The following is a 23,585-nucleotide window of genomic DNA, read 5'->3' as shown; positions in this document are numbered from 1 at the left end:
CTCGTTACGGTTTCCGCCCACATGCTGTGCTTGGACCTGCAACGTAGCGATTATTTTTGCTTGAACGGGAACCCGAGGTGACGCAGCAGTGCACGTCCCTCGTCGTCGGTTGCCGCGGTGGTGACGACGGTGATATCCATACCGCGGACGCGGTCGATCCGGTCCTGGTCGATCTCGTGGAACATGGACTGTTCCGTGAGGCCGAAGGTGTAGTTACCGTGTCCGTCGAACTGACGATCCGAGAGTCCGCGGAAGTCGCGGATACGCGGCAGTGCCAGAGTGATGACGCGGTCGATGAACTCCCACATCCGGGCTCCACGCATGGTCACGTGGGCGCCGATGGGCTGACCTTCGCGCAGTTTGAACTGAGCGATGGACTTGCGGGCACGGGTCACAACAGGCTTCTGACCGGTGATCAGAGTCAGGTCGTTGATCGCGCCTTCGATCATCTTGGAATCGCGTGCTGCGTCACCCACACCCATGTTCACGACGACCTTGGTCAGACCGGGAACCTGCATGGGGTTGGCGTAGTTGAACTCATCCTGCAGTTTCGCAACGATCTCTTCACGGTAAATCTGCTTGAGACGCGGTGCGGGACGGCTGGTGGTTGTTTCCGTCATCAGATCTCCTCCCCGGTGCGACGCGAGAAGCGAACCCGAATGGTCTTGGTGCGACCATCGCGTTCGACGCTCTCCTCGCGGTATCCGACGCGGGTGGGCTTGTTGTCCTTGGGGTCAACGAGCGCCACGTTGGACACGTGGATGGGGGCTTCGTGGGTCTCACGGCCACCAGCGGTGCCGCCGGCCTGAGTCTGCGTAGCCTTCTTGTGTTTGATCACGCGGTTGACGCCCTCAACGAGGACGCGGTTGCGTTCGGGGTAGACGGCAAGGACCTTGCCCTGCTTGCCACGATCGCCACCACGGGACTGCCGAGCGCCGGCGATGACCTGGACGAGGTCGCCCTTCTTGATATTGAGCTTGTTCGCCATGCTCACAACACCTCCGGTGCCAGGGAGACGATCTTCATGAACTTCTTGTCGCGGAGTTCGCGTCCCACGGGTCCGAAGATACGGGTGCCGCGTGGTTCCTCATCGTTCTTGAGGATGACAGCTGCATTCTCATCGAACTTGATGTAGGAACCGTCGGGACGACGACGTTCCTTGGCAGTGCGAACGATGACGGCCTTGACGACGTCACCCTTCTTCACGTTTCCGCCCGGGATTGCATCCTTGACGGTTGCCACGATGGTGTCACCGATCGAGGCGTAGCGCCGACCGGAGCCACCCAGGATCCTGATTGCCAGGATCTGCTTGGCGCCAGTGTTGTCGGCGACTTTGAGTCGCGACTCTTGCTGAATCACTATTTTCTCCTGTCGTCGCGCTGGTTCTCACGCCTTGAGCGCGAGCCTTGCGGAACGGATTCATTGACATTTCACCCCGTTCCCGGTAGCCGCCCGCGGCCTGCAGGAGGCCGCGGGCGGGACCGGGTGGGTGGGGTGGCGTTGACTACTTGGCGCGTTCGACGATTTCGACGAGCCGCCAACGCTTCGCGGCCGAAAGGGGCCGCGTCTCGGCCACGAGGACGAGGTCGCCGATACCGGCGGTGTTCTCTTCGTCGTGAACCTTGTACTTGACCGACTTGCGCATGACCTTGCCGTAGAGGCGGTGCTTCATGCGCTCCTCAACCTCGACGACGATGGTCTTGTCCATCTTGTCGGATACGACGTAACCACGTGCGGTCTTGCGGGAGTTGCGTTCCGCAGCAGTGGCCTCGGTATTCGTGGTCTCCGCCATCACTTGCTCTCTTCCTTGGCATCAGCGGGGTTCGGACGGATGTCCAGCTCCCGTTCGTTGAGCACGGTGTAGATACGAGCGATGTCCCGACGCACGGCCTTGAGGCGACCGTGGCTCTCCAGCTGACCGGTGGCCGACTGGAAACGCAGGTTGAACAGCTCGGCCTTGGCCTTCTTGAGCTCTTCCTGCAGACGCTCGTTGTCGTAACCGTCAAGCGCGTCGATGGAAAGGTTCTTCGAACCGATAGCCATTCTCACTCACCACCTTCGCGGGCCACGATACGGGCCTTCAGCGGAAGCTTGTGGATCGCCAGGCGCAGAGCCTCGCGAGCAACTTCCTCGGACACACCGCCGAGTTCGAACATGACTCGACCGGGTTTGACATTGGCGATCCACCACTCCGGCGAACCCTTACCGGAACCCATGCGGGTCTCGGCAGGCTTCTTCGTCAGCGGGTGATCAGGGTAGATGTTGATCCACACCTTGCCGCCGCGCTTGATGTAGCGCGTCATGGCAATACGTGCGGCCTCGATCTGACGGTTGGTGACATAAGCCGGCTCGAGAGCCTGAATGCCGTAGTCACCGAAGGACACCGTCGTGCCTCCCTTGGCGGCGCCGCCCCGGTTGGGGTGGTGCTGCTTGCGGAATTTCACTCGACGAGGGATCAGCATTTCTCAGCCCTCCGATCCGGCCTCAGCCGCGGGGGCTTCGGCACTGTTCTCAGTATTACGGGCCTGGTCGCCTCGGCGCGGTGCGCCTTCCTGACCACGTCCGCGGCCTCCACGACCGCGCCCACGGCCACGCGGGCCACGAGCAGCAGGAGCCTTGGCCTGCTCGGCAGCAAGCTCCTTGTCGGTCATGTCGCCCTTGTAGATCCACACCTTGACGCCGATGCGACCGAAAGTGGTGTGGGCTTCGTGAACGCCGAAGTCGATGTTCGCACGCAGGGTGTGCAGCGGCACACGTCCTTCGCGGTAGAACTCGGACCGGCTCATCTCAGCACCGCCGAGGCGGCCGGAGCACTGCACGCGGATGCCCTTGGCACCTGCGCGCTGAGCGCTCTGGATCGCCTTGCGCATCGCACGGCGGAAGGCCACGCGGCTGGCGAGCTGTTCGGCAACGCCCTGAGCGACGAGCTGTGCGTCGACCTCGGGGTTCTTCACCTCAAGGATGTTGAGCTGAATCTGCTTGCCGGTGAGCTTTTCGAGCTGACCGCGGATGCGGTCTGCTTCGGCTCCGCGACGACCGATGACGATGCCCGGACGTGCGGTGTGGATGTCGACGCGAACACGGTCACGCGTGCGCTCGATGTTGACTTTCGAGATGCCGGCTCGTTCGAGACCGGTGTTCATCATCTGGCGGATCTTGACATCTTCGAGCACGTAGTCGCGGTAGCGCTGCCCCGGCTTGGTCGAGTCAGCGAACCACTTCGACTTGTGATCCGTGGTGATTCCGAGTCGGAATCCATTCGGATTGATCTTCTGGCCCATTAGCGGTTCCCCTTCCGGCTCTTGCGCTGAGGCAGGTCGTCACCGCTGGCCAGGACCACTGTCACGTGGCTGGTGCGCTTCTCGATGCGAAATGCGCGACCCTGGGCACGCGGACGGAACCGCTTCATGGTCGGCCCCTCATCCACGAAGGCTTCGGAGATGACCAGTTCGTTCTCGTCGAACGCAACGCCTTCCTCGTCGGCCCGGACACGCGCATTGGCGATGCCGGAGGCCACGAGCTTGTAAATCGGATCTGATGCCGACTGTTCTGCAAACTTCAACACTGCAAGTGCTTCGGTCGCCTGCTGACCACGAATGAGGTCGATGACGCGCCGAGCCTTGCGAGGCGTAACGCGCAGGTAACGCGCCTTAGCCTTGGCTTCCATCGCTTCCTTCTCTCTTCTCTAGGATCGAAAGAGTGCCCCGCCTCAGCGGCGGCGCCCCTTGCGATCGTCCTTTTCGTGGCCACGGAACGTCCGTGTCGGTGCGAACTCGCCGAGCTTGTGTCCGACCATCGACTCAGTGATGAAGACGGGGACATGCTTGCGTCCGTCATGTACTGCGATGGTGTGTCCCAGGAAGTCCGGGATGATCATCGAGCGACGAGACCAGGTTTTGATGACATTTTTGGTGTTCTTCTCGTTCTGACGAGCCACCTTCTGGAAGAGGTGTTCGTCGACGAAAGGACCCTTTTTGAGGCTACGAGGCATAAGTCAGTACTCCAATCAGCGCTTCTTGCCGGTCCGGCGACGGCGCACGATGTACTTGTCGCTCTCCTTGTTCGGCCGGCGTGTGCGGCCCTCCAACTGACCCCACGGGCTGACTGGGTGACGACCACCCGAAGTACGGCCCTCGCCACCACCATGCGGGTGGTCGATCGGGTTCATCACGACACCGCGGACGGTCGGGCGCTTGCCCTTCCAACGCATGCGGCCTGCTTTGCCCCAGCTGATGTTCGACTGCTCGGCATTGCCGACCTCGCCGACCGTCGCACGGCAGCGCGCATCGACGTTGCGGATTTCGCCCGAGGGCATCCGCAGCTGTGCGAAACGGCCGTACTTCGCCACGAGCTGCACGGACGAACCGGCAGAACGAGCGATCTTGGCACCGCCGCCGGGACGCATCTCGACTGCGTGCACGACGGTGCCGACCGGGATGTTGCGCAGGGCAAGGTTGTTGCCCGGCTTGATGTCTGCACCCGGACCGGCTTCCACCTGCGCGCCCTGCTTGAGGTTCTGCGGGGCGATGATGTAGCGCTTCTCTCCGTCTGCGTAGTGCAGCAGAGCGATGCGAGCCGTACGGTTCGGGTCATATTCGATGTGTGCGACCTTCGCCGGAACGCCATCTTTGTCATGGCGGCGGAAGTCGATGACACGGTACTGACGTTTGTGACCGCCGCCCTGGTGGCGAGTGGTCACGCGTCCCTGACTGTTGCGGCCGCCGCGCTTGGGCAGCGGGCGCAGAAGCGACTTCTCCGGTGTAGACCGGGTCACTTCGACGAAGTCGGCGACCGACGAGCCACGGCGGCCCGGGGTCGTCGGCTTGTGCTTACGGATTCCCATGAGTCTTGTCCTTCTTTGACGAAGGATCGCTTAGAGCGATCCACCGAAGATGTCGATCGATCCGTCCTTGAGGGCGACGATGGCACGCTTGGTGTCCTTGCGCTTTCCCCAACCGGTGCGGGTGCGGCGGCGCTTGCCCTGACGGTTCAGGGTGTTCACCTTGGCGACCTGCACATCGAAGATCGTTTCAATGGCTTGCTTGATCTCGGTCTTGTTCGAGTCCTGGTCGACGAGGAAGGTGTACTTGCCTTCGTCCATCAGGCTGTAGGTCTTCTCCGAGACGACCGGAGCGACGATGATGTCGCGCGGGTCCTTGAAGTTCAGACTCATGATGCGTCCTCCGATTTGCGGTTTCCGCTCAGGAACGCGGCAAGAGCTGCCTCGGTGAACACGATGTCATCGGCGAGCAGCACATCATAGGTGTTGAGCTGATCGGAGGTGAGCACGTGAACGTGGGGCAGGTTGCGCACGCTCAGGTAGGTGAGCTCGTCGTCACGCTCGAGCACCACGAGAGTGTTCTTGCGCTCGGACAGGCCGGCCAGTGCGGCCTTCGCCTGCTTGGTCGACGGGGTGTCGCCGGTGACCAGGTTCTTCATCACGAAGACCTGATCGAGGCGTGCACGGTCGGACAGGGCTCCGCGCAGAGCGGCGGCCTTCATCTTCTTGGGGGTCCGCTGCGAGTAGTCGCGCGGGACCGGTCCGTGCACGATTCCGCCGCCGTTGTACTGGGGAGCGCGGATCGAACCCTGACGGGCGTTGCCGGTTCCCTTCTGGCGGTAGGGCTTGCGACCGCCACCGCGAACTTCGGAGCGGGTCTTCGTCTTGTGCGTGCCCTGACGGGCCGCAGCCAGCTGTGCAACGACGACCTGGTGGATCAGGGGCACGTTGGTCGGCACGCCGAAGACCTCGGCGGGCAGATCAACCGAACCGGCCTTGGCACCAGCGGCATCGATGACGTCGACTGTCTTGACATCAGTCATTACGTTCAGGCCTCCTTCACGGCCGAGCGAACGAGGACGACTCCACCCTTGGGGCCGGGAACGGCGCCCTTGATGAGCAGGAAGTTGTTCTCGTTGTCCACGGCGTGGATCGTGAGGTTCTGGGTGGTGTGCTTGACAGCGCCCATACGGCCGGCCATGCGCATACCCTTGAACACGCGACCAGGTGTCGCGGCTCCGCCGATCGAACCTGGCTTGCGGTGGTTGCGGTGCTGACCGTGGGAGGCACCGACACCGGCGAAGCCGTGACGCTTCATGACACCGGCGGTTCCCTTGCCCTTGGTCTTCGCGGTCACATCGACCTTGATTCCGGCTTCGAACGTGTCGACGCCGAGTTCCTGGCCGAGTTCGTAGTCAGCAGCGTCTGCAGTGCGCAGTTCGACCAGGTGACGGCGTGGGGTCACACCGGCCTTCTCGAAGTGGCCTGCGGTCGGCTTGTTGACCTTGCGAGGATCGATTTCGCCGAATGCGATCTGCACAGCGGGGTAACCATCGGTTTCCTCGTTGCGGACCTGAGTTACGACGTTGTTTCCGGTGGCCACAACGGTCACCGGCACGAGGTTGTTCTGCTCATCCCAGACCTGGGTCATGCCCAGCTTGGTTCCCAGCAGGCCCTTGACCTTGCTGGTGGTCGGGAGAGCGGATGAACGAGTGTTCGCCATTGCTGCCTCCCTTAGAGCTTGATCTCGATGTTGACGTCGTCAGCGAGGTCGAGACGCATCAGCGAATCGACTGCCTTCGGCGTCGGGTCGACGATGTCGATCAGACGCTTGTGCGTGCGCATCTCGAAATGCTCACGGCTGTCCTTGTACTTGTGCGGCGAACGGATGACGCAGTACACGTTCTTCTCCGTTGGCAACGGCACGGGGCCCACTACAGTCGCACCTGCGCGAGTGACGGTGTCCACGATCTTGCGTGCAGCACTGTCAATCACAGCGTGGTCGTACGACTTGAGCCGAATGCGGATCTTCTGTCCCGCCATGGCGTCGTCTCTTTCTTTAGTTGCTTCCGGCCATCAACTCGCAGAGGTCTGAAGACTCCCTGCCGTCTGTGCCGGCTGACCATGACCGACCCCCGAGGTCGGGCGTGTCGGCTGTTCCCGGCGGAGAAATTCTCACTTCTCCCCCAACCACCGACGGCGCTTCTACTCATTGGCTGCTCGGTCCGAACCCGCATGATGCAGATTCATCGATCCGATAGTGTTTCGGGCTGTTCGCGGTATCACTACCGCAGTGCAGGGGTCAACGCCCAAAACGCAACTTCACTATCTTGTCATAGAGCACTTCACCCGCGCAATTCCGGGGACCGTGCCTGTGAGGGAACTCTCAAGGATCCCGTGAAGCGCATCTGATCTCGCCTCGCGCTCCGCGACCCTCGGCAACTCACCCACCTGCACCGTCCGACCGAACACTGACGAACATCGCCTGGGTATGACGAACATCGCCCGGGCATGCGGAAGGGCCGCAGCTCCGAAGAGCTGCGGCCCCAACCGATGGTACTCAGTGAGTCAGATCAGGCGTTGATCTTGGTGACTCGACCGGCGCCGACGGTGCGTCCACCCTCGCGGATAGCGAAGCGGAGGCCGTCTTCCATGGCGATCGGCTGGATGAGCTCGACCGACATGTCGGTGTTGTCGCCGGGCATGACCATCTCGGTGCCCTCGGGCAGCGTGATGACGCCGGTGACGTCCGTGGTCCGGAAGTAGAACTGCGGACGGTAGTTCGAGTAGAACGGGTTGTGACGTCCGCCCTCGTCCTTGCTCAGGATGTAGACCTGAGCTTCGAACTTGGTGTGCGGGGTGATCGAACCCGGCTTCACGATGACCTGACCGCGCTCCACGTCTTCGCGCTTGGTGCCGCGCAGCAGCAGACCGACGTTCTCACCTGCACGGGCATCCGGCAGGGTCTTGCGGAACATCTCGATGGCGGTGACGGTCGTCTTGGACGACTTCTCCTTGATGCCGACGATTTCGATTTCGTCGTTCGGCAGGAGGACACCGCGCTCGACACGACCGGTGACGACGGTTCCACGACCGGTGATCGTGAAGACGTCCTCGACAGGCATGAGGAACGGCTTGTCGACGTCGCGCTCCGGCTCCGGAACGTTGTCGTCGACAGCTGCCATGAGATCCTGAACGCTCTTGACCCACTTCTCGTCGCCTTCCAGCGCCTTGAGAGCGGACACCGGAATGACCGGAGCGTTGTCTCCGTCGAAGTCCTGGCTCGAGAGCAGGTCGCGGACCTCGAATTCGACGAGCTCGATGAGCTCCTCGTCATCGACCATGTCGGACTTGTTCAGAGCCACGACGATGTAGGGAACGCCGACCTGACGCGCGAGCAGCACGTGCTCACGGGTCTGGGGCATCGGGCCGTCGGTAGCGGCGACGACGAGGATCGCACCGTCCATCTGAGCGGCACCGGTGATCATGTTCTTCACGTAGTCGGCGTGACCCGGGGCATCGACGTGAGCGTAGTGACGCTTCTCCGTCTGGTACTCAACGTGCGAGACGTTGATGGTGATGCCGCGCTCCTTCTCCTCAGGTGCGTTGTCGACCTGGTCGAAGGCGCGAGCCTCATTGAGATCCGGGTACTGATCCGCCAGGACCTTGGTGATCGCAGCGGTCAGGGTGGTCTTTCCGTGGTCAACGTGGCCGATGGTGCCGATGTTGACGTGCGGCTTAGTCCGTTCGAAACTAGCCTTTGCCACTGGGTTCCTCCTCGTGGTTGGAATAAGATATGCGGTTCATATCTTAGACCTTGTGTTGGTTATCTTTCATTCCGGAGACCATGTTCTTGATCACCGGGGCGACCGGAATTCGGAGATTACTCTCCGCCGCGCACCTTCTGGATGATCTCCTCGGCAACAGCCTTCGGGACCTCCGCATAGCTGGAGAAAGTCATCGAGTACACCGCACGGCCCTGGGTCTTCGACCGCAGATCACCGATGTAGCCGAACATCTCCGACAGCGGGACCACAGCCTTGACGACCTTCACACCGGAAGCATCGTCCATCGACTGAATCTGTCCACGCCGGGAATTCAGGTCGCCGATGACGTCACCCATGTATTCCTCAGGGGTACGCACCTCGACGTCCATGACCGGTTCGAGAAGAACCGGGTTCGCCCGCTGGACGGCCTCCTTGAAGACCATCGAACCGGCGATCTTGAATGCCATCTCCGAAGAGTCGACATCGTGGTAGGCGCCGTCGACCAGAGTGGCCTTGACACCGACCATGGGGTAACCGGCCAGGGCACCGAGCTGCATGGCGTCCTGGATGCCGGCGTCGACGCTCGGAATGTACTCGCGCGGAACGCGTCCGCCCGTGATGGCATTCTCGAACTCGTAAATCGTATCGCCTTCGACCTCGAGAGGTTCGAAGGTGACCTGGACCTTCGCGAACTGTCCCGATCCACCCGTCTGCTTCTTGTGGGTGTAATCGTACTTCTCGACAGTGCGACGGATTGTCTCACGGTAGGCGACCTGGGGCTTGCCGACGTTCGCCTCGACCTTGAACTCGCGACGCATGCGGTCGACGAGGATGTCGAGGTGCAGCTCGCCCATTCCGCGGATGACGGTCTGGCCGGTCTCCTCGTCAAGTTCGACCTGGTAGGTCGGGTCTTCCTTGACGAACTTCTGGATGGCCGAGGACAGCTTCTCCTGGTCGCTCTTGGTCTTCGGCTCGATGGCCACGGAGATCACAGGCTCCGGGAAGGTCATCGACTCGAGAGCGATCGGGTTGGCCGGGTCGCTGAGCGTGTCGCCCGTCGTGGTCTCCTTGAGACCGATGAAGGCGTAGATGTGGCCGGCGAACGCCTCTTCGACAGGGTTCTCCTTGTTGGAGTGCATCTGGAAGAGCTTGCCGACGCGTTCCTTCTTGCCCGACGAGGTGTTGAGCACCTGTTCGCCGGACTTCACATGACCGGAGTACACGCGCACGTAGGTCAGCGATCCGAAGAACGGGTGAGAGGCGACCTTGAAGGCCAGAGCCGAGAACGGCTCGTCCGTCGAAGGCTTGCGGGTCAGCTCCTCTTCGTCGTTGCTCGGGTTGTGTCCGATCATCGGAGGCACGTCGAGCGGTGAGGGGAGGTAGTCGATGACCGCGTCGAGCATGGGCTGCACGCCCTTGTTCTTGTAGGCGGAACCACACATGACCGGGAAGGCCTCGGACTTGATGACGAGTTCGCGGATGCCGGCCTTGATCTCAGCCGTCGTGAGCTCTTCACCCTCGAGGTACTTCTCCATGAGCTCTTCCGAGTTCTCGGCGACGTCCTCGACGAGCTGTGCACGATACTGAACAGCCTTGTCCTTGAGATCCTCGGGGATCTCGACCTCAGTCATGTCCTGACCCATCTTGGTCTCGTCGGGCCAGATGTAGGCCTTCATCTCGAGCAGATCGACGACACCGGCGAATTCGCTTTCGGCACCGATCGGCAGCTGGATGACCAGCGGCTTCGCGCCGAGGCGCTCCTTGATGGTGTCGACGGTGAAGTAGAAGTCAGCACCGAGCTTGTCCATCTTGTTGACGAAGCACACGCGCGGAACGTCGTACTTGTCGGCCTGACGCCACACGGTCTCCGACTGGGGCTCAACGCCCTCCTTGCCGTCGAACACGGCGACGGCACCATCGAGGACGCGCAGCGAACGCTCGACCTCGACCGTGAAGTCGACGTGACCGGGGGTGTCGATGATGTTGATCTGGTTGTTGTCCCAGTAGCAGGTCGTCGCGGCCGACGTGATCGTGATGCCGCGCTCCTTCTCCTGGTCCATCCAGTCCATGGTGCCGGCGCCGTCGTGGGTCTCGCCCATCTTGTAGTTCACGCCGGTGTAGAAGAGGATGCGTTCAGTCGTAGTTGTCTTACCCGCATCGATGTGGGCCATGATGCCGATATTACGGACCTTGTTCAGGTCGCTGAGCACGTCAAGTGCCACGGTGTCTCTCTCTCAATCGATGATTTGCTCGACTCCCCTGTGCCGCCGGTCGACGGCACTCGCGGACGAGGTCCGCCGACCGGCGCGCAGGGCAGGCGATTACCAGCGGTAGTGGGCGAAGGCCTTGTTGGACTCGGCCATCTTGTGAGTGTCCTCGCGGCGCTTGACTGCTGCGCCGAGGCCGTTGCCGGCGTCGAGGATCTCATTCATGAGCCGTTCGGTCATGGTCTTCTCACGGCGCTGGCGGGAGTATCCCACGAGCCACCGCAGAGCCAGAGTGGTCGAACGAGCCGGACGAACATCAATCGGCACCTGGTAGGTTGCACCGCCGACGCGGCGGGAGCGGACCTCGAGGGACGGACGGATGTTGTCGAGAGCCTTCTTCAGGTTGACAACGGGATCGTTGCCGTTCTTCTCGCGAGTGCCCTCGAGGGCACTGTAGACGATCCGCTCTGCGGTCGAGCGCTTGCCGTCGAGCAGGATCTTGTTGATCAGCTGCGTGACGAGCGGTGAGCTGAAGACCGGGTCAACGACGATCGGTCGCTTGGGTGCAGGACCTTTGCGTGGCATTACTTCTTCTCCCTCTTCGCACCGTACTTGCTGCGGGCCTGCTGGCGACCCTTGACGCCCTGGGTGTCGAGCGAACCGCGGACGATCCGGTAGCGGACACCGGGCAGATCCTTGACGCGGCCACCGCGCACGAGCACGATCGAGTGCTCCTGCAGGTTGTGTCCCTCGCCCGGGATGTAGGCGGTCACCTCGATCTGGCTCGAAAGCTTGACACGAGCGACCTTGCGAAGAGCCGAGTTCGGCTTCTTGGGGGTGGTGGTGTACACACGGGTGCACACTCCACGACGCTGCGGGCTGCCCTTGAGGGCAGGAGCGTCCGATCCTGCTGTATTGACATGCCGTCCCTTGCGGACGAGCTGTTGGATTGTCGGCACTAAGCGTTCTCCATTTGCTTCTCGATAGACCTAATTCCCAATGCCGGCCACGACCGCAGTCGCCTCTGTGAACCGTGGGACATATCCGACCGGACACCGGGTGAAGCTTGGCTCCCGATGCCAGTAACCACGCGAGTCATCGACCCCTGCGCCCGGGTGTGTCGCAAGGACACGGAAGCACAGAGACGACATCTCGGCGGCCTGCATCGACGACTTCTCTCAGGGATTCCGAGCCTCACAGAACACTCGGCAGGATCGATCGACGACGCAGATAACACAATCAGTCGCCTACCAGAATATCTCTCTCGAGCACGTCTGGTCAAAATGGCGATCATCCATGCTACCTCTCCGCACCGGCGAAATCACGCAGCACTCCCCTCGCCCGATCAACCACACGGCTCACCAGCGTATTCACAGACCGGCGGCGCACTTCTCAGCACTCGGCGGAACATGGTCGCCGCGTGGGCGGATTCACAGCGATTCCGGTCGGCCGCCTCGGCGAGGACCCATCCCCACTTTCCTTGACTCGTTCAAGAGAAGCAGGCATTCTGGTGCTGTGAACGGGACGAAGCATGAACACGACGACGCCGCTGCGGCTCTGCGGCAGACGTCGCTGCGCGTGACGAAACAGCGAGTCGCAGTCCTCGGTGCCGTGCGGGATCACCCGCATGCCGACACCGAGACCGTGATCCGCTCGGTGCGGGAATCGCTGCCGGCGGTCTCCCACCAGGCTGTCTATGATTCGCTTCACACTCTCACCGAGGTGGGGCTCGTCCGCTGCATCAGGCCCGCGGGCTCGGTGGCGCGGTACGAGCGTCGCATCGGGGACAACCACCATCATCTGGTGTGCCGATCGTGCAATCTCATCGTCGATGTCGACTGCACGATCGGGCAGGCTCCGTGCCTGACCCCGTCCCATGATGCCGGCTTCGTCATCGAGCAGGCCGAAGTGACGTTCTGGGGCCTGTGCCCCGACTGCGCGGCCGCCGGTGCTCAGCCGACCGGCGACGATCAGTTCTCGGTCGTGTGACTCCGGCTTCCGTTCACCACCACCCGTCTTCTCCCGAGGACACGACTATGCCCTTTCTGCGAGGGTTGCCCATCCCGTCATCCGAGTCGTCGAATGCGACTCGACTGTGAAAGGAACACGATGACCCAGACGACCACCGGCGGCTGCCCGGTCGCACACACTTCCACGGAACCGGCGGCGCCGGATTCCGACCAGTTGGTCAATCCCGTCCAGGGTGATGCCAATGCTCAGTGGTGGCCCAATCGGCTCAACCTCAAGATCCTCGCCAAGGGTCAGCCGGCACGCGACCCCATGGACCCCGACTTCGATTACGACGCGGAGTTCAACAGCCTCGACTACTACCAGCTCAAGGCCGACATCGAAGCACTGCAGAAGGACAACCAGGACTGGTGGTCCGCTGACTTCGGGCACTATGGTCCGTTCATGATCCGCATGGCCTGGCACTCGGCCGGCACCTACCGTGTGCAGGACGGCCGCGGAGGCGGCGGCGAAGGCCAGCAGCGCTTCGCACCGCTGAACTCCTGGCCCGACAACGTCTCACTCGACAAAGCCCGTCGCCTGCTGTGGCCGGTGAAGAAGAAGTACGGCAAGAAGATCTCCTGGGCCGACCTCTTCATCCTCGCCGGCAACGTCGCACTCGAATCGATGGGCTTCAAGACCTTCGGCTTCGCCGGCGGCCGCAAGGACGTCTGGGAACCCGACAACGATGTGTACTGGGGCTCCGAGACCGAGTGGCTGGGCACCGACAAGCGCTACGTGGGCAACCGTGAGCTGCAGAAGCCCCTGGCCGCGACCACCATGGGACTCATCTACGTCAACCCAGAAGGCCCCGAAGGCGAACCCGATCCGGTCAAGGCCGCGATCGACATCCGCGAGACCTTCGGACGGATGGCTATGAACGACGAGGAGACCGTCGCTCTCATCGCCGGTGGACACACCTTCGGCAAGACGCACGGCGCCGGCCCCGAATCGCACAAGGGCGCCGACCCGGAAGCCGCCGCGCTCGAAGAGCAGGGTCTGGGCTGGAAGTCCGACTTCGGCTCGGGCCAGGGCAATGACTCCATCGGTTCGGGCATCGAGGTCACGTGGACCTACCACCCGACCCGCTGGGACAACGAGTTCTTCCACATCCTCTTCGCCTACGAGTGGGAGGTCTTCGAGAACGAAGGCGGACACCTGCAGTGGCGGCCCAAGGACGGCGGCGGAGACGATATGGTCCCGATGGCCCAGGGCGACGGGCGCCGCGAGCCCCGTATGCTCACCACCGACCTGTCGCTGCGCTTCGACCCGGCGTACGAGAAGATCTCGCGCCGCTTCAAGGATGATCAGAAGGCGTTCGAGGATGCCTTCGCTCGTGCCTGGTTCAAGCTCACCCACCGCGATATGGGTCCGGCGACCCGTTACCTCGGCCCCGAAGCTCCGAGCGAGGAGCTCATCTGGCAGGACCCGGTCCCGGCCGGCACTCCGCTCGATGGCGCCGGCCTCGAGGCCGTGAAGGCTGCCGTCCGTGAGTCCGGTCTGACCGTCTCGCAGCTCGTGTCGACGACATGGGCCGCGGCATCGTCGCACCGCGTCTCGGACATGCGCGGCGGCGTCAACGGCGGTCGTCTCCGTCTCGAACCGCAGCGCAGCTGGGAGGCCAATGAGCCTGCCAAGCTCGCCGAGGTGCTCCCTGTTCTCGAGGGCATCGCGGAGTCCACCGGAGCATCGTTTGCCGATGTGCTGGCGATCGCCGGTGCCGTCGGAGTCGAAACCGCTGCCGCAGCAGCCGGGCACCCGATCACGGTTCCGGTCTCGACCGGTCGCGGCGACGCCACCCAGGAGCAGACCGATGTCGACTCCTTCGGCTACCTCGAGCCGACTCACGACGGCTTCCGCAACTACCTCACCGAAGGTCTTCCGCTCAAGGCCGAGTACCTTCTGCTCGACAAGGCCAGCCTGCTGGGTCTGACCCCGCCCGAGCTCACGGTTCTCATCGGCGGCCTCCGCGTCCTCGGTGCGAACTACGAGGACTCCGAACTCGGTGTCTTCACCGATCGCCCCGGCGAGCTGACGAACGACTTCTTCGTCAACCTGCTCGACCTCGGCAATGTGTGGAAACCAATCGGACCGTCCGAGACGGCCAATGTCTACGAGTGCTTCTCCCCCGAGGGCGAGAAACTCTGGACCGGCAGCCGGATCGACCTCCTGTTCGGAGCGAACTCCGAGCTTCGCGCGATCGCCGAGGTCTACGGCTCGGATGACGCGAACGAGAAGTTCGTCGCCGACTTCGTCAAGGCCTGGACGAAGCTCGTCGACGCCGACCGCTTCGACCTCAAACGCTGATCCGGCGACGGTCGCCGAGGTGACCGACGCGTCAGCATGACGATGCCCCCACCGACCGGTGGGGGGCATCGTCTGTGCTGCGCTGATATCAGGCGGCGTTCACTCGTCCCGGTTGAGGACGGCGAATCCGGTGAAGATCCGCTCGAAGTGCGTGACGGCGGCGTTCTCGATCGTCGTCTCGTGGGTGCCCGCCGAGGTGGAGTCAGCGCTCGCGTCCGATCCGTCGGAGTCAGAGGCGCTGCCGTCCGAGCTGGTTCCATCGGAGCTGGACCCGTCGGACGAGCCCCCGGAGTCGGTGCTGCCGTTCTGGTTTCCCGGCATTCCGTTGGACTGTCCGCCGGGCATGCCTCCGCCGTTCGACTGCCCCCCGGGCATGCCTCCGCCGTTCGACTGTCCGCCGCCGTCCCGAGCACCGCCCTGTTGGCCGCCCATTCCGCCGGGTCCGTTCTGGCCTCCCGGCCCCTGGCTCGTCCCCGAATCGTTCGACGCCATGGCCGTCGACGCACCGATCGCTCCTCCGGCGAGACCGCCGACGACGAAGAGGGCCGATCCGGCGACCACCGCAGGAACGAGCGGGACGCGTCGCTTCTGCTTGCGTGGTCCCCCGGGGCTGCCGGACTGTGCAATCTGGGCGGACCGGTCATAGGGGTTCACCCACGGCCGCTGTCCCTCCGGGATCCCGGCCTGCGGATCGGGTGCCGAGCGCGTGGTCTGCTCGGCCCATTCGTTCGCACGGCCTTGGTCGGTCGGTTGCGACTGCATGGCCCAGTCGGGTCCGGCATGAGGTCCTGCCGTGCCCTGCGCTTCGATTCTGCGAGTGGTGTCCGCGCCGTTCGAGTCCGGCGCTGCATTCTCCACGTGGTCCCGGTTCTCCGCGTGGTTGCGGTTCTGGTCGGGGTTCTGGTTCTCGGTCATGGAATCTCCTCTGATTGTCGGTGATTCCACTTTCGGTCCCCTCGCTGTAGGCCTTCCCAGTCATGCCTGTGGCCAGCCTGTGCGATTGGCCTCAAGCGGCAGGCAGACGCAGCTCGAAGGTCGTACCCGCGTCCGTGCTCGACATCGAGATGCCGCCGCGCATGAGTTCGACTAGTCCGGCGGCGATCGACAGTCCCAGCCCCGAGGAGCCTCCCTTGGCTCCGTCCTGCCGTGCCCGCGAGGGGTCTCCACGCACGAAGCGGTCGAAGACTCGGTCCCGGATCTCGGACGGAATGCCCTGACCATCGTCGCTGATGCGGATCGCCACGACATCGCTGGGCAGCTGCCCGGAGACCGGTTTCCGGGCCGCCAGTGCCTCAACGTGCACGCTGGTGCCCGGGGGCGTGTGCACGCAGGCGTTCGTGAGCACGATCGACACGACCCGGCGGACCTGATCGGCTGCTCCGCGCACCTCGAGGGCCTCCGGGGGGACATCGAGGGAGATCGCATGGTCGGGGTTGACCACATGGGCGTCTTCGACGAGTTCGACGAGCAGGGAGGAGACGTCGACGGTATCCTCTCTCGTCGGCTGGCGGCCGGCTTCGAGCCTGGCGAGGAGAAGGAGATCATCGACGAGGGAGGACATCCGCATCGCTCCGGAATCGATCTTGCCCAAGGAGGTGGTCACCTCGGCGGGCAGATCATCACGGTACGGGCGGGTGAGGTCGGCCCAACCGCGGATCGTCGCGATCGGAGTGCGCAGCTCATGGGAGGCGTCGGCGACGAAGCGGCGCATCTGCTCCGTGCCGCGGTAGCGCTCCTCGAGCGCGGAGCCGACGTGGTCGAGCATCCGGTTGACCGAGGCTCCCACATCACCGACCTCCGTGCCCGGCACCGCGAGCTCGGCGGGAACCCGCAGGGCGAGCTCGGGTTTGCCGGCGCTCAGCTCAAGGTCGGTGACCTCCCTGGCAGTGCGGGCGACGTCACGCAGGTCCCGCAGCTGGCGGTGGATGATCACGGCCATGAGCGCGGCCGTGGCGATGACGCCGATGAGGACGACGAGCGCGGTCGTCCAAGCCGTGCGCTCGAGCGCGGAATCGACACTGCTCTGCGGAACACCGTAGACGGTGGTGGTTCCGCCGTCGTCGAAGGCCACGACCCGGTAGGCGCCGAACCCGGGCACCCGCACGGACTCATGGGCGGATTCGGCGCCCTCGGGCTCGACCTCGAGCAGGGCGTCGATCGCTTCTGCGGACAGCGCGCGCGGACGGGTCAGTCCCGCCTCGGCGATGAGCCCCTCTCCCCCGTCACCGGAATCGACGACGACGAGAGCACCATCGCCGACCCCCGGCTGGAAGAGATAGCGCAGAGCCGAATCGACCGCCGCCGCCGAGTCATCGCCCCCACCGGAGGTGCCCGGATTGCCGCTCGCCCCGGGGCCCGCACCGGGGCCGTCTCCCGAACGTGCATGCGAGGTCATCGATGTCAGTTGGGCGTCGAGGTCGGTCATCAGCGAACCGCGCACACTCAGCCAGGAGGCGGTGCCGATTCCGGCGCCGACGAGGAGGAGGACGAGTCCGGCGAGGACGATGAGCCTCGTCTGCAGCCGCCACCGGCGCAGAGTCACTGTTCCGCCCGCATGATGTAGCCGGCCCCGCGCTTGGTGTGGAAGAGATTCGGCAGGTCGGGGAACGGGGTGTCGATCTTCTTCCGCAGGTAGGAGACGTAGAGTTCGACGATGTTGCCGTTGCCGCCGAAGTCGTAGTCCCACACGCGATCGAGGATCTGGGCCTTCGACAGCACCACCCGCGGATTGCGCATGAACAGCAGCAGCACCTCGTACTCGCGAGCCGTCAGCTCGATCGGATGACCGGCGCGGGTGACCTCGTGAGAGCGTTCGTCGAGTTCGAGGTCGCCCACGCGCAGCACATCATCCTCATCGACCGGACCGTTCGAAACCCCCCGGCGCAGGCGCACCTCGATCCGGGCGATGACCTCATCGAGGTTGAACGGCTTCGTCACGTAGTCGTCCCCGCCCAGCCGCAGACCCGTCAGCCGGTCGTCGACCTCGTCTCTGGCGGAGAGGAAGACCACCGGAGTGTCGATGCCCTCGGCTCGGATCTTCTCGATCACGGCGAACCCGTCGAGGTCGGGCAGCATGACGTCGAGGACGATCGCGTCGAAGCGTGCGCTCCTGGCCAGCGCCACGGCCTCGCGGCCGGTGCCGACTCCCTCGGCTTCCCAGCCTCTGACGTGGCAGGCCATGACGAGGAGCTCGGAGAGATTCGCTTCGTCGTCGACGATGAGGATGCGCGCCGGCGGATTCGCTGTCGGGTTCATAGCTCGATTATCCCCTCAACCTGCACTGAGATCGTAGAGCGAAACGGAGTCGACGGTCGTCGCCTCGTAATTCGCCTCGACCCAATCCGCGATCTGGGACGAGGCAGAGTCCGAGCTCCCGCCGGGGCCCTGGCCGCTGGAGCCCGATCCGATGTAGTAGTGGATCTTGCCGTCGGCCACGAGCTGTTTGAACTCGGCGAGGGTCGGTGACGGATCGGTGCCGTTGAACCCGCCGATCGCCATCACCGGCTCTTCGAGCGCGAGCTGGTATCCCGCAGCCTGGTTCGCCCCCGTCGTCGCAGCCACCCATGTGTAGTCCGAGGCATCCTGTTCGAGCAGCTGTGTGAGTTCGTCCGAGGGTTCGGAGGCGCCCAGCAGACCGCCCATTCCGCCGCCACCGCCTCCGGGCGTGCCGTCCGTGCCGCCGGCGCCGGCCTCGGAATTGCTGGTCCCGCCGGGCGAGCCACCGGGCGTGCCGTCCGTGCCGCCGGCGCCTCCGCCCGGCCCGGCTCCTCCGCCGGGCATTCCGCCACCACCGGGACCACCGCCCAGACCTGCGCTCGTGCCGGCGATCGTGACGATCGATCCCTGCGTCGACCCCGCGATCGTGCGCACGGCCAGCTGAGCCGGAATCGCAGCGCTGCCGAGGATGGCCACCGCGACGAGCACCGAGACAAGTGCCGTGCCGATCCGCCGGTGCGCGGTGACGATGAGGACCAGAGCGCCGAGGATCGAGACGATGAGCACACACCAGCGCAGCACGCCCGGGATCCCGGTCATCTGCGAGCTGATGATGAACTGCCACGCCCCGGTCAGGGCCCAAGCCACCGCCAGCAGCAGACGTGGGAGGAATCCGTCACGGGCGAGCAGCACCGCGACGCCGAGGCCGATGACGGCGGCGATCGCAGGAATGAGTGCAACCGTGTAGTACTCGTGGACGATCCCGTTCATATTCGACAGCACGAGCCACGTGACGATCAGCCACGCACCCCACATGAGCAGTCCCGCGCCGAGGCTGCCCGTGCCGATTGCGGCGGACGCGCTCACCGCACGGCCGGCCTCCCTGTCACCGTCCGTGACGGTGGGAACACGGCGACAGCGGGCCGCCTCGGCGAGGGTGAGGAGAACGACCGTCACGACCAGGAGGAACAATGCGGTGGGCAGGAACCACGACACCTGCTGGCCGAAGCTGCCGGTGAATAGGCGGGTGATGCCCGTTTCGCCCCATCCGCCGCCCTGACCGCCTCCTCTGCCGACGGAGCCGGTCTCGTTGCCGGTCAGCCGTCCGAAGCCGTTGTAGCCGAAGGTGAGTTCGAGGAAGGAGTTCGACTGGGAGCCGCCGACGTAGGGGCGGGAGCCGGCAGGGGTGAGTTCGACGAGGGCGATCCACCACCCGGCGCTGACGATCATCGACCCGAGCGGGACGAGCAGCCACAGCAGGCGACGGGGCCAGGAAGTGCGGGCGAAGAGCACCCAGGCCACAGCGAGGCCGGGGACGATGAGGAGGACCTGGAACTGTTTGGTCAGGAAACCCAGCCCGAGGCAGACTCCGGCGAGGACGAGCCAACCGACGATGCGGCGGGCCGAGGGTCGCCGGCGAGCCCCGGTGAGCGTGCGCAGGGCGTGCTGGGTCGCGACGACGGCACCGATCATCAGGGTCACAAGCAGCGCGTCCGGGTTGTTGAACCGGAACATCATCGCCACGACCGGGGAGACGGCGAAGATCGCACCGGCGCCCAGCGCGGCAGCCTTCTCAAGTCCCGGTCCGACATGGGACCGCAGGCTCAGCCGCAGCGAATGGACGATGAGGAGTACGCTCACCCCGGCCAGGAGGACCTGAGGCAGCAGCATCGAGAACGATGAGAAGCCGAAGACGCGGGCGCTCAGGGCCATCAGCCACAGTGAGGCTGGGGGTTTGTCGACGGTGATCGCGTTCGCCGAGTCGAGGGAGCCGAAGAGGAACGCCTCCCAGTTCTCCGATCCGGCCTGCACGGCCGCCGCATAGAAGGAGTTCGCCCAGCCGTTGGCCGTGAGATTGGCGAGGAACGCCGCGATCATGCCGAGTGTGAGCACGGTGAGTGTGATCGGGTACCAATGCCGTCGCAGTCCGCGGGCGCGGGCATATAGGGTGGGGGTCTCAGACATGGTCGATGTCCTTTTCGTTCGGGTGCGCCGTTCCGGCTGCAGCAGTCGTGGTGGCGCGGTGGACGCTGTGGTGGGAACCGCGGGCGAAGACCCATGTGCGCATGAGCACGAACCGGACCACCGTGGCGGCGAGGTTCGCCGCCGTCAGCACGGCGAGCGTGCCGACAGTTGCCCCCGGTCCGGTGAATCCGTCTGCGACGGCCAGACCTGCCGAGGTGAAGGCCAGGCACAGGCCGAAGGCCGCCATGCCTTTCAACTGGGAGGTCAGGCGGCGGTGCGGAGATCTCACTCCGAAGGTGTGGCCCCGGTTGAGGGCCGTGTTCGCGATCGTCGAAAGGAGCAGCGCAAGGATGTTCGCCGCGGGCTCCGAGACGAATTGGATGCCGAGGAGGAACAGCACGGCGTAGAGCACGGTGCTGATGATCCCGACGTCGATGAAATGGAGGATCTGTGCTCCGGTGTTCGGTGCGGGGACTGCGTGACTGACCCGGGTGCGTCCGCCGGTGCGCAGCCGGACGATGCCCTTGATGTCCTTCCAAGCCGTGCTGACCACGTCGACGGAGGAGTCCGGGTCATCCGTCCAGTCCGTGCCGAACTCGTGGATGCGGTACCCGGCCCACTCGGCGCGAGCGAGCAGCTCAGTGTCGAAGAACCATTCAGAGTCCTCGACCTGCGGCAGCAGTTCCTTCGCTGCCCGTGCCGACAGCGCTTTGAAACCGCATTGGGCGTCACTGAACCCGACGCCGAGGCTGAGCTTGAGCAGTCGGTTGTAGCAGCGGGAGATGATCTCGCGTCTGATCCCGCGCTCGACCGCAACACCGGGCTGCAGCCGAGAGGCGATGGCGACATCGGCCAGCCCCGACCGGATGATCTCGACCATCGGGTCGAGGACTCGGATGTCTGTGGCCAGATCCACGTCCGTGTAGGCGACGACGTCCGCCGACGAGGCCTGCCACACCTGGTTCAGTGCGCGACCGCGGCCCTTCTGTTCGAGGCGGACGTACTCGACCTGCGGGTACGTCGCCGCCAGGGTCGCGGCGATGATGGGCGTCTCATCGGTGCTCGCATTGTCGGCGATGATGATTGTGACCTCGGTTCCGCGGGAGGGTTCGACGGCCAGGAGGGTCTCGACCGAGGCGGCCAGCGAAGCCTCCTCGTTGTACACCGGGACGACGAGGTCGACGGTCGTGGTCGGTCGGGTGGCCGTGTCGGCTGTCTGCGTCTCCGGCTGCTGCCAGGCGCTGCTCTCATGTCTCATGCCCTCCACATTCGCGGCGGTCGATAGGCCCAGCATTGGTCGAAGCTGTGGCCCTGCTGTGGAGTCCTCGTCACCGCAGTCCTCCCTGCTCGCGAATGTGAAGACCGCTACACTGGGCTTCATGGCCGATGACGACTCCCCTCCTCCTCAGCGGCGCATCCGCGCCTCCGACCAGGACCGCGACGATGTCCTCTCAGTGATCACCGATGCCGTGACGAACGGTCGCCTCGACCCCGAGGAGACGGCGCAGCGACAGGATGACGCGATCGGAGCGAAATTCCTCGACGAGCTCATCCCTCTCATCGACGACCTCCCCGAGGGCGACTCGCTCCACCGGAAGCTCGCCCGCCAGACCGGTCAGACGCCGGGTCCCACAGATCCGGGCTCCCAGCTGCAGCGGCGCGGACCGAGCGAACTCTCCCCGGCTGCGGAACCGGGATCGGCTTCGCCGATGAACTCCGTGGCCATCATGTCCGGACGTCAGCTCGACGTGCCTCCCGGCACCGCCGAGGTCACCACCTACGCCCTCATGGGCGGTGACAACATCGACCTCTGCGAGGTCATGGGTCCCGGAGTGACCGTCGAACTGAACTCATATGCGATGTGGGCCGGCAACGACATCTTCGTGCCGCCGGGAGTGCGCATCCGCGACGAGACCATCAACATCATGGCGGGCAATGAGGTCCGCCGATCCGCGCAGGGTGACGGGTCCAACGGGACCGTGATCCTCAAGGGCTTCTCCCTCATGGCCGGACACGACGTCCGGCTCGCCAAAGGCTATCGAGCAAAGGATCAGGGTCAACTGGAATGAAGATCGGTGTACTCACCTCGGGAGGCGACTGCCCGGGCCTCAACGCTGTCATCCGCGGCATCGTCCGCAAAGGCATCCGCGCCTATGACGCGGAGTTCGTCGGCATCCGCGACGGCTGGCGGGGTCTGCTCGACGACGACATGTTCGATATGACCATGCTCGACGTGCGCGGACTGTCCGGACGCGGCGGAACCATCCTCGGCACCTCCCGCACCCACCCCTATGAGGACGGCGGACCCGAGCGGATGCGGGAGGTCATGGCCGCCCACGGCATCGATTCGCTCATCGCCATCGGCGGCGAAGGCACCCTGGCCGGCGCCTCACGTCTGGTCCATGAAGAGGGCCTGCACATCGTCGGCGTGCCCAAGACCATCGACAACGACCTCGGCAACACGGACTACACTTTCGGCTTCGACACCGCCCAGTCCATCGCCACCGAGGCCATCGACCGACTCCGCACCACCGCAGAGTCCCACCACCGCTGCATGGTCATCGAGGTCATGGGACGCAATGTCGGATGGATCGCCCTGCACGCCGGCATGGCGGCAGGCGCACACGCGATCCTCATGCCCGAGTTCCCCGTCTCCTTCGAACAGATCTCGGACTGGGTGCGCTCGGCCAGGGACCGCGGGCGCGCACCCATCGTCGTCGTCGCCGAAGGGTTCATCCCCGAAGGATTCGACTCACAGGTCGCCGACCACGGCGTCGACAACAAGGGACGGGTCCGCCTCGGCGGGATCGCGAACTACCTGGCCCCGAAGATCGAGGAGATCACCGGCATCGAATCTCGGGCGACGATCCTCGGACACCTGCAGCGAGGCGGCTCCCCCACCGCGTACGACCGGGTCCTGTCGACCCGGTTGGGCATGGCTGCGGCCGACCTCGCCCAGCACGGGCACTGGGGCAAGATGGCCAGCCTCAAGGGCACGGACATCGTCTCGGTGGAGATGTCATCGGCCGTCGACAGCCTCAAGTCCGTGCCGCTGCATCGCTGGGAAGAGGCACAGGTTCTCTTCGGCTGAGTGAGTCCGACATCTTCACCGAGAAA

The 23,585-nt window shown here is 64.4% G+C and carries 27 protein-coding genes; 4 read left to right on the top strand and 23 right to left on the bottom strand.

Annotation, left to right across the window (positions count from 1 at the left end):
- Positions 1-50 precede the first annotated feature (50 nt).
- The 18 genes from rplE to rpsL form a co-directional block, all read right to left on the bottom strand.
- Complete coding sequence (gene rplE / locus HF684_RS05805; RefSeq protein ID WP_169251731.1) at positions 51-620, bottom strand: 50S ribosomal protein L5; 570 nt, start codon at positions 618-620, stop codon at positions 51-53.
- The gene (gene rplX / locus HF684_RS05800; protein WP_092015649.1) at positions 620-988 is read right to left on the bottom strand and encodes a 50S ribosomal protein L24; all 369 of its coding nucleotides are present in this window, start codon (positions 986-988) and stop codon (positions 620-622) included. The genes rplE and rplX overlap by 1 nt, the downstream gene beginning before the upstream one ends.
- Positions 989-990: 2 nt before the next feature.
- Positions 991-1,359, bottom strand: a complete 369-nt coding sequence (gene rplN, locus HF684_RS05795) for a 50S ribosomal protein L14 (RefSeq protein WP_025777921.1) — start codon at positions 1,357-1,359, stop codon at positions 991-993.
- A 145-nt stretch (positions 1,360-1,504) separates the two neighbouring features.
- The gene (gene rpsQ, locus HF684_RS05790) at positions 1,505-1,792 is read right to left on the bottom strand and encodes a 30S ribosomal protein S17 (protein WP_025777922.1); all 288 of its coding nucleotides are present in this window, start codon (positions 1,790-1,792) and stop codon (positions 1,505-1,507) included.
- A complete protein-coding gene (rpmC, locus tag HF684_RS05785) occupies positions 1,792-2,043 on the bottom strand; it encodes a 50S ribosomal protein L29 (RefSeq protein WP_025777923.1) in 252 nt (83 codons plus the stop codon). The genes rpsQ and rpmC overlap by 1 nt, the downstream gene beginning before the upstream one ends.
- 2 nt (positions 2,044-2,045) lie before the next feature.
- Positions 2,046-2,462, bottom strand: coding sequence for a 50S ribosomal protein L16 (rplP, locus tag HF684_RS05780; RefSeq protein ID WP_025777924.1), 417 nt, complete (start codon positions 2,460-2,462; stop codon positions 2,046-2,048).
- Between the two features lie 3 nt (positions 2,463-2,465).
- A complete protein-coding gene (rpsC, locus tag HF684_RS05775; protein WP_139468552.1) occupies positions 2,466-3,281 on the bottom strand; it encodes a 30S ribosomal protein S3 in 816 nt (271 codons plus the stop codon).
- Positions 3,281-3,667 (bottom strand): 50S ribosomal protein L22, encoded by a 387-nt coding sequence (gene rplV, locus HF684_RS05770; protein WP_025777926.1) that lies wholly within the window; start codon positions 3,665-3,667, stop codon positions 3,281-3,283. The genes rpsC and rplV overlap by 1 nt, the downstream gene beginning before the upstream one ends.
- Positions 3,668-3,709: 42 nt before the next feature.
- On the bottom strand, positions 3,710-3,991 hold the full coding sequence (gene rpsS / locus HF684_RS05765; RefSeq protein WP_025777927.1) for a 30S ribosomal protein S19: 282 nt from the start codon (positions 3,989-3,991) through the stop codon (positions 3,710-3,712).
- 15 nt (positions 3,992-4,006) lie between these two features.
- The gene (gene rplB / locus HF684_RS05760; RefSeq protein ID WP_169251730.1) at positions 4,007-4,843 is read right to left on the bottom strand and encodes a 50S ribosomal protein L2; all 837 of its coding nucleotides are present in this window, start codon (positions 4,841-4,843) and stop codon (positions 4,007-4,009) included.
- A gap of 30 nt (positions 4,844-4,873) precedes the next feature.
- Positions 4,874-5,173: a 50S ribosomal protein L23 gene (gene rplW, locus HF684_RS05755; RefSeq protein ID WP_025777929.1), complete on the bottom strand. Its 300-nt coding sequence runs from the start codon at positions 5,171-5,173 to the stop codon at positions 4,874-4,876.
- Positions 5,170-5,823 (bottom strand): 50S ribosomal protein L4, encoded by a 654-nt coding sequence (gene rplD / locus HF684_RS05750; protein ID WP_169251729.1) that lies wholly within the window; start codon positions 5,821-5,823, stop codon positions 5,170-5,172. Before rplD ends, rplW begins: the two co-directional genes overlap by 4 nt.
- 5 nt (positions 5,824-5,828) lie before the next feature.
- Complete coding sequence (gene rplC, locus HF684_RS05745; RefSeq protein ID WP_025777931.1) at positions 5,829-6,503, bottom strand: 50S ribosomal protein L3; 675 nt, start codon at positions 6,501-6,503, stop codon at positions 5,829-5,831.
- A gap of 11 nt (positions 6,504-6,514) precedes the next feature.
- Positions 6,515-6,823, bottom strand: coding sequence for a 30S ribosomal protein S10 (rpsJ, locus tag HF684_RS05740; protein WP_009379191.1), 309 nt, complete (start codon positions 6,821-6,823; stop codon positions 6,515-6,517).
- Positions 6,824-7,353: 530 nt separating this feature from the next.
- Complete coding sequence (tuf, locus tag HF684_RS05735) at positions 7,354-8,547, bottom strand: elongation factor Tu (protein WP_169251728.1); 1,194 nt, start codon at positions 8,545-8,547, stop codon at positions 7,354-7,356.
- Positions 8,548-8,663: 116 nt separating this feature from the next.
- The gene (fusA, locus tag HF684_RS05730; protein ID WP_169251727.1) at positions 8,664-10,769 is read right to left on the bottom strand and encodes an elongation factor G; all 2,106 of its coding nucleotides are present in this window, start codon (positions 10,767-10,769) and stop codon (positions 8,664-8,666) included.
- 99 nt (positions 10,770-10,868) lie between these two features.
- Complete coding sequence (gene rpsG, locus HF684_RS05725) at positions 10,869-11,339, bottom strand: 30S ribosomal protein S7 (RefSeq protein ID WP_025777934.1); 471 nt, start codon at positions 11,337-11,339, stop codon at positions 10,869-10,871.
- Positions 11,339-11,713, bottom strand: a complete 375-nt coding sequence (gene rpsL / locus HF684_RS05720; protein ID WP_025777935.1) for a 30S ribosomal protein S12 — start codon at positions 11,711-11,713, stop codon at positions 11,339-11,341. The genes rpsG and rpsL overlap by 1 nt, the downstream gene beginning before the upstream one ends.
- Positions 11,714-12,269: 556 nt before the next feature.
- On the opposite strand from rpsL, the gene HF684_RS05715 reads away from it, so the two are divergent.
- Together HF684_RS05715 and katG are read left to right on the top strand one after the other, a co-directional pair.
- The gene (locus HF684_RS05715; protein ID WP_169251726.1) at positions 12,270-12,743 is read left to right on the top strand and encodes a Fur family transcriptional regulator; all 474 of its coding nucleotides are present in this window, start codon (positions 12,270-12,272) and stop codon (positions 12,741-12,743) included.
- 120 nt (positions 12,744-12,863) lie between these two features.
- The gene (gene katG / locus HF684_RS05710; protein ID WP_169251725.1) at positions 12,864-15,068 is read left to right on the top strand and encodes a catalase/peroxidase HPI; all 2,205 of its coding nucleotides are present in this window, start codon (positions 12,864-12,866) and stop codon (positions 15,066-15,068) included.
- A 99-nt stretch (positions 15,069-15,167) separates the two neighbouring features.
- Here the strand turns inward: katG and HF684_RS05705 are convergent, their stop codons facing one another.
- The 5 genes from HF684_RS05705 to HF684_RS05685 all read right to left on the bottom strand — a co-directional run bounded on the left by HF684_RS05705 (position 15,168) and on the right by HF684_RS05685 (position 21,726).
- Positions 15,168-15,983, bottom strand: coding sequence for a hypothetical protein (locus tag HF684_RS05705; protein ID WP_169251724.1), 816 nt, complete (start codon positions 15,981-15,983; stop codon positions 15,168-15,170).
- A gap of 91 nt (positions 15,984-16,074) precedes the next feature.
- Complete coding sequence (locus HF684_RS05700) at positions 16,075-17,610, bottom strand: HAMP domain-containing sensor histidine kinase (protein ID WP_169251723.1); 1,536 nt, start codon at positions 17,608-17,610, stop codon at positions 16,075-16,077.
- Positions 17,607-18,323, bottom strand: a complete 717-nt coding sequence (locus HF684_RS05695; RefSeq protein ID WP_169251722.1) for a response regulator transcription factor — start codon at positions 18,321-18,323, stop codon at positions 17,607-17,609. The genes HF684_RS05700 and HF684_RS05695 overlap by 4 nt, the downstream gene beginning before the upstream one ends.
- Before the next feature lie 15 nt (positions 18,324-18,338).
- Positions 18,339-20,468 (bottom strand): glycosyltransferase family 39 protein, encoded by a 2,130-nt coding sequence (locus HF684_RS05690; protein ID WP_169251721.1) that lies wholly within the window; start codon positions 20,466-20,468, stop codon positions 18,339-18,341.
- Positions 20,461-21,726, bottom strand: coding sequence for a glycosyltransferase (locus tag HF684_RS05685; RefSeq protein ID WP_169251720.1), 1,266 nt, complete (start codon positions 21,724-21,726; stop codon positions 20,461-20,463). The genes HF684_RS05690 and HF684_RS05685 overlap by 8 nt, the downstream gene beginning before the upstream one ends.
- Before the next feature lie 121 nt (positions 21,727-21,847).
- On the opposite strand from HF684_RS05685, the gene HF684_RS05680 reads away from it, so the two are divergent.
- Together HF684_RS05680 and HF684_RS05675 are read left to right on the top strand one after the other, a co-directional pair.
- Positions 21,848-22,537, top strand: coding sequence for a DUF1707 domain-containing protein (locus tag HF684_RS05680; protein WP_169251719.1), 690 nt, complete (start codon positions 21,848-21,850; stop codon positions 22,535-22,537).
- A complete protein-coding gene (locus HF684_RS05675; protein ID WP_169251718.1) occupies positions 22,534-23,559 on the top strand; it encodes an ATP-dependent 6-phosphofructokinase in 1,026 nt (341 codons plus the stop codon). Before HF684_RS05680 ends, HF684_RS05675 begins: the two co-directional genes overlap by 4 nt.
- The last annotated feature ends 26 nt before the right edge of the window (positions 23,560-23,585 follow it).

The organism is Brevibacterium sp. 'Marine', from assembly GCF_012844365.1.
GTDB lineage: Bacteria > Actinomycetota > Actinomycetes > Actinomycetales > Brevibacteriaceae > Brevibacterium.
This window is presented reverse-complemented; position numbering and strand designations above follow the sequence as displayed.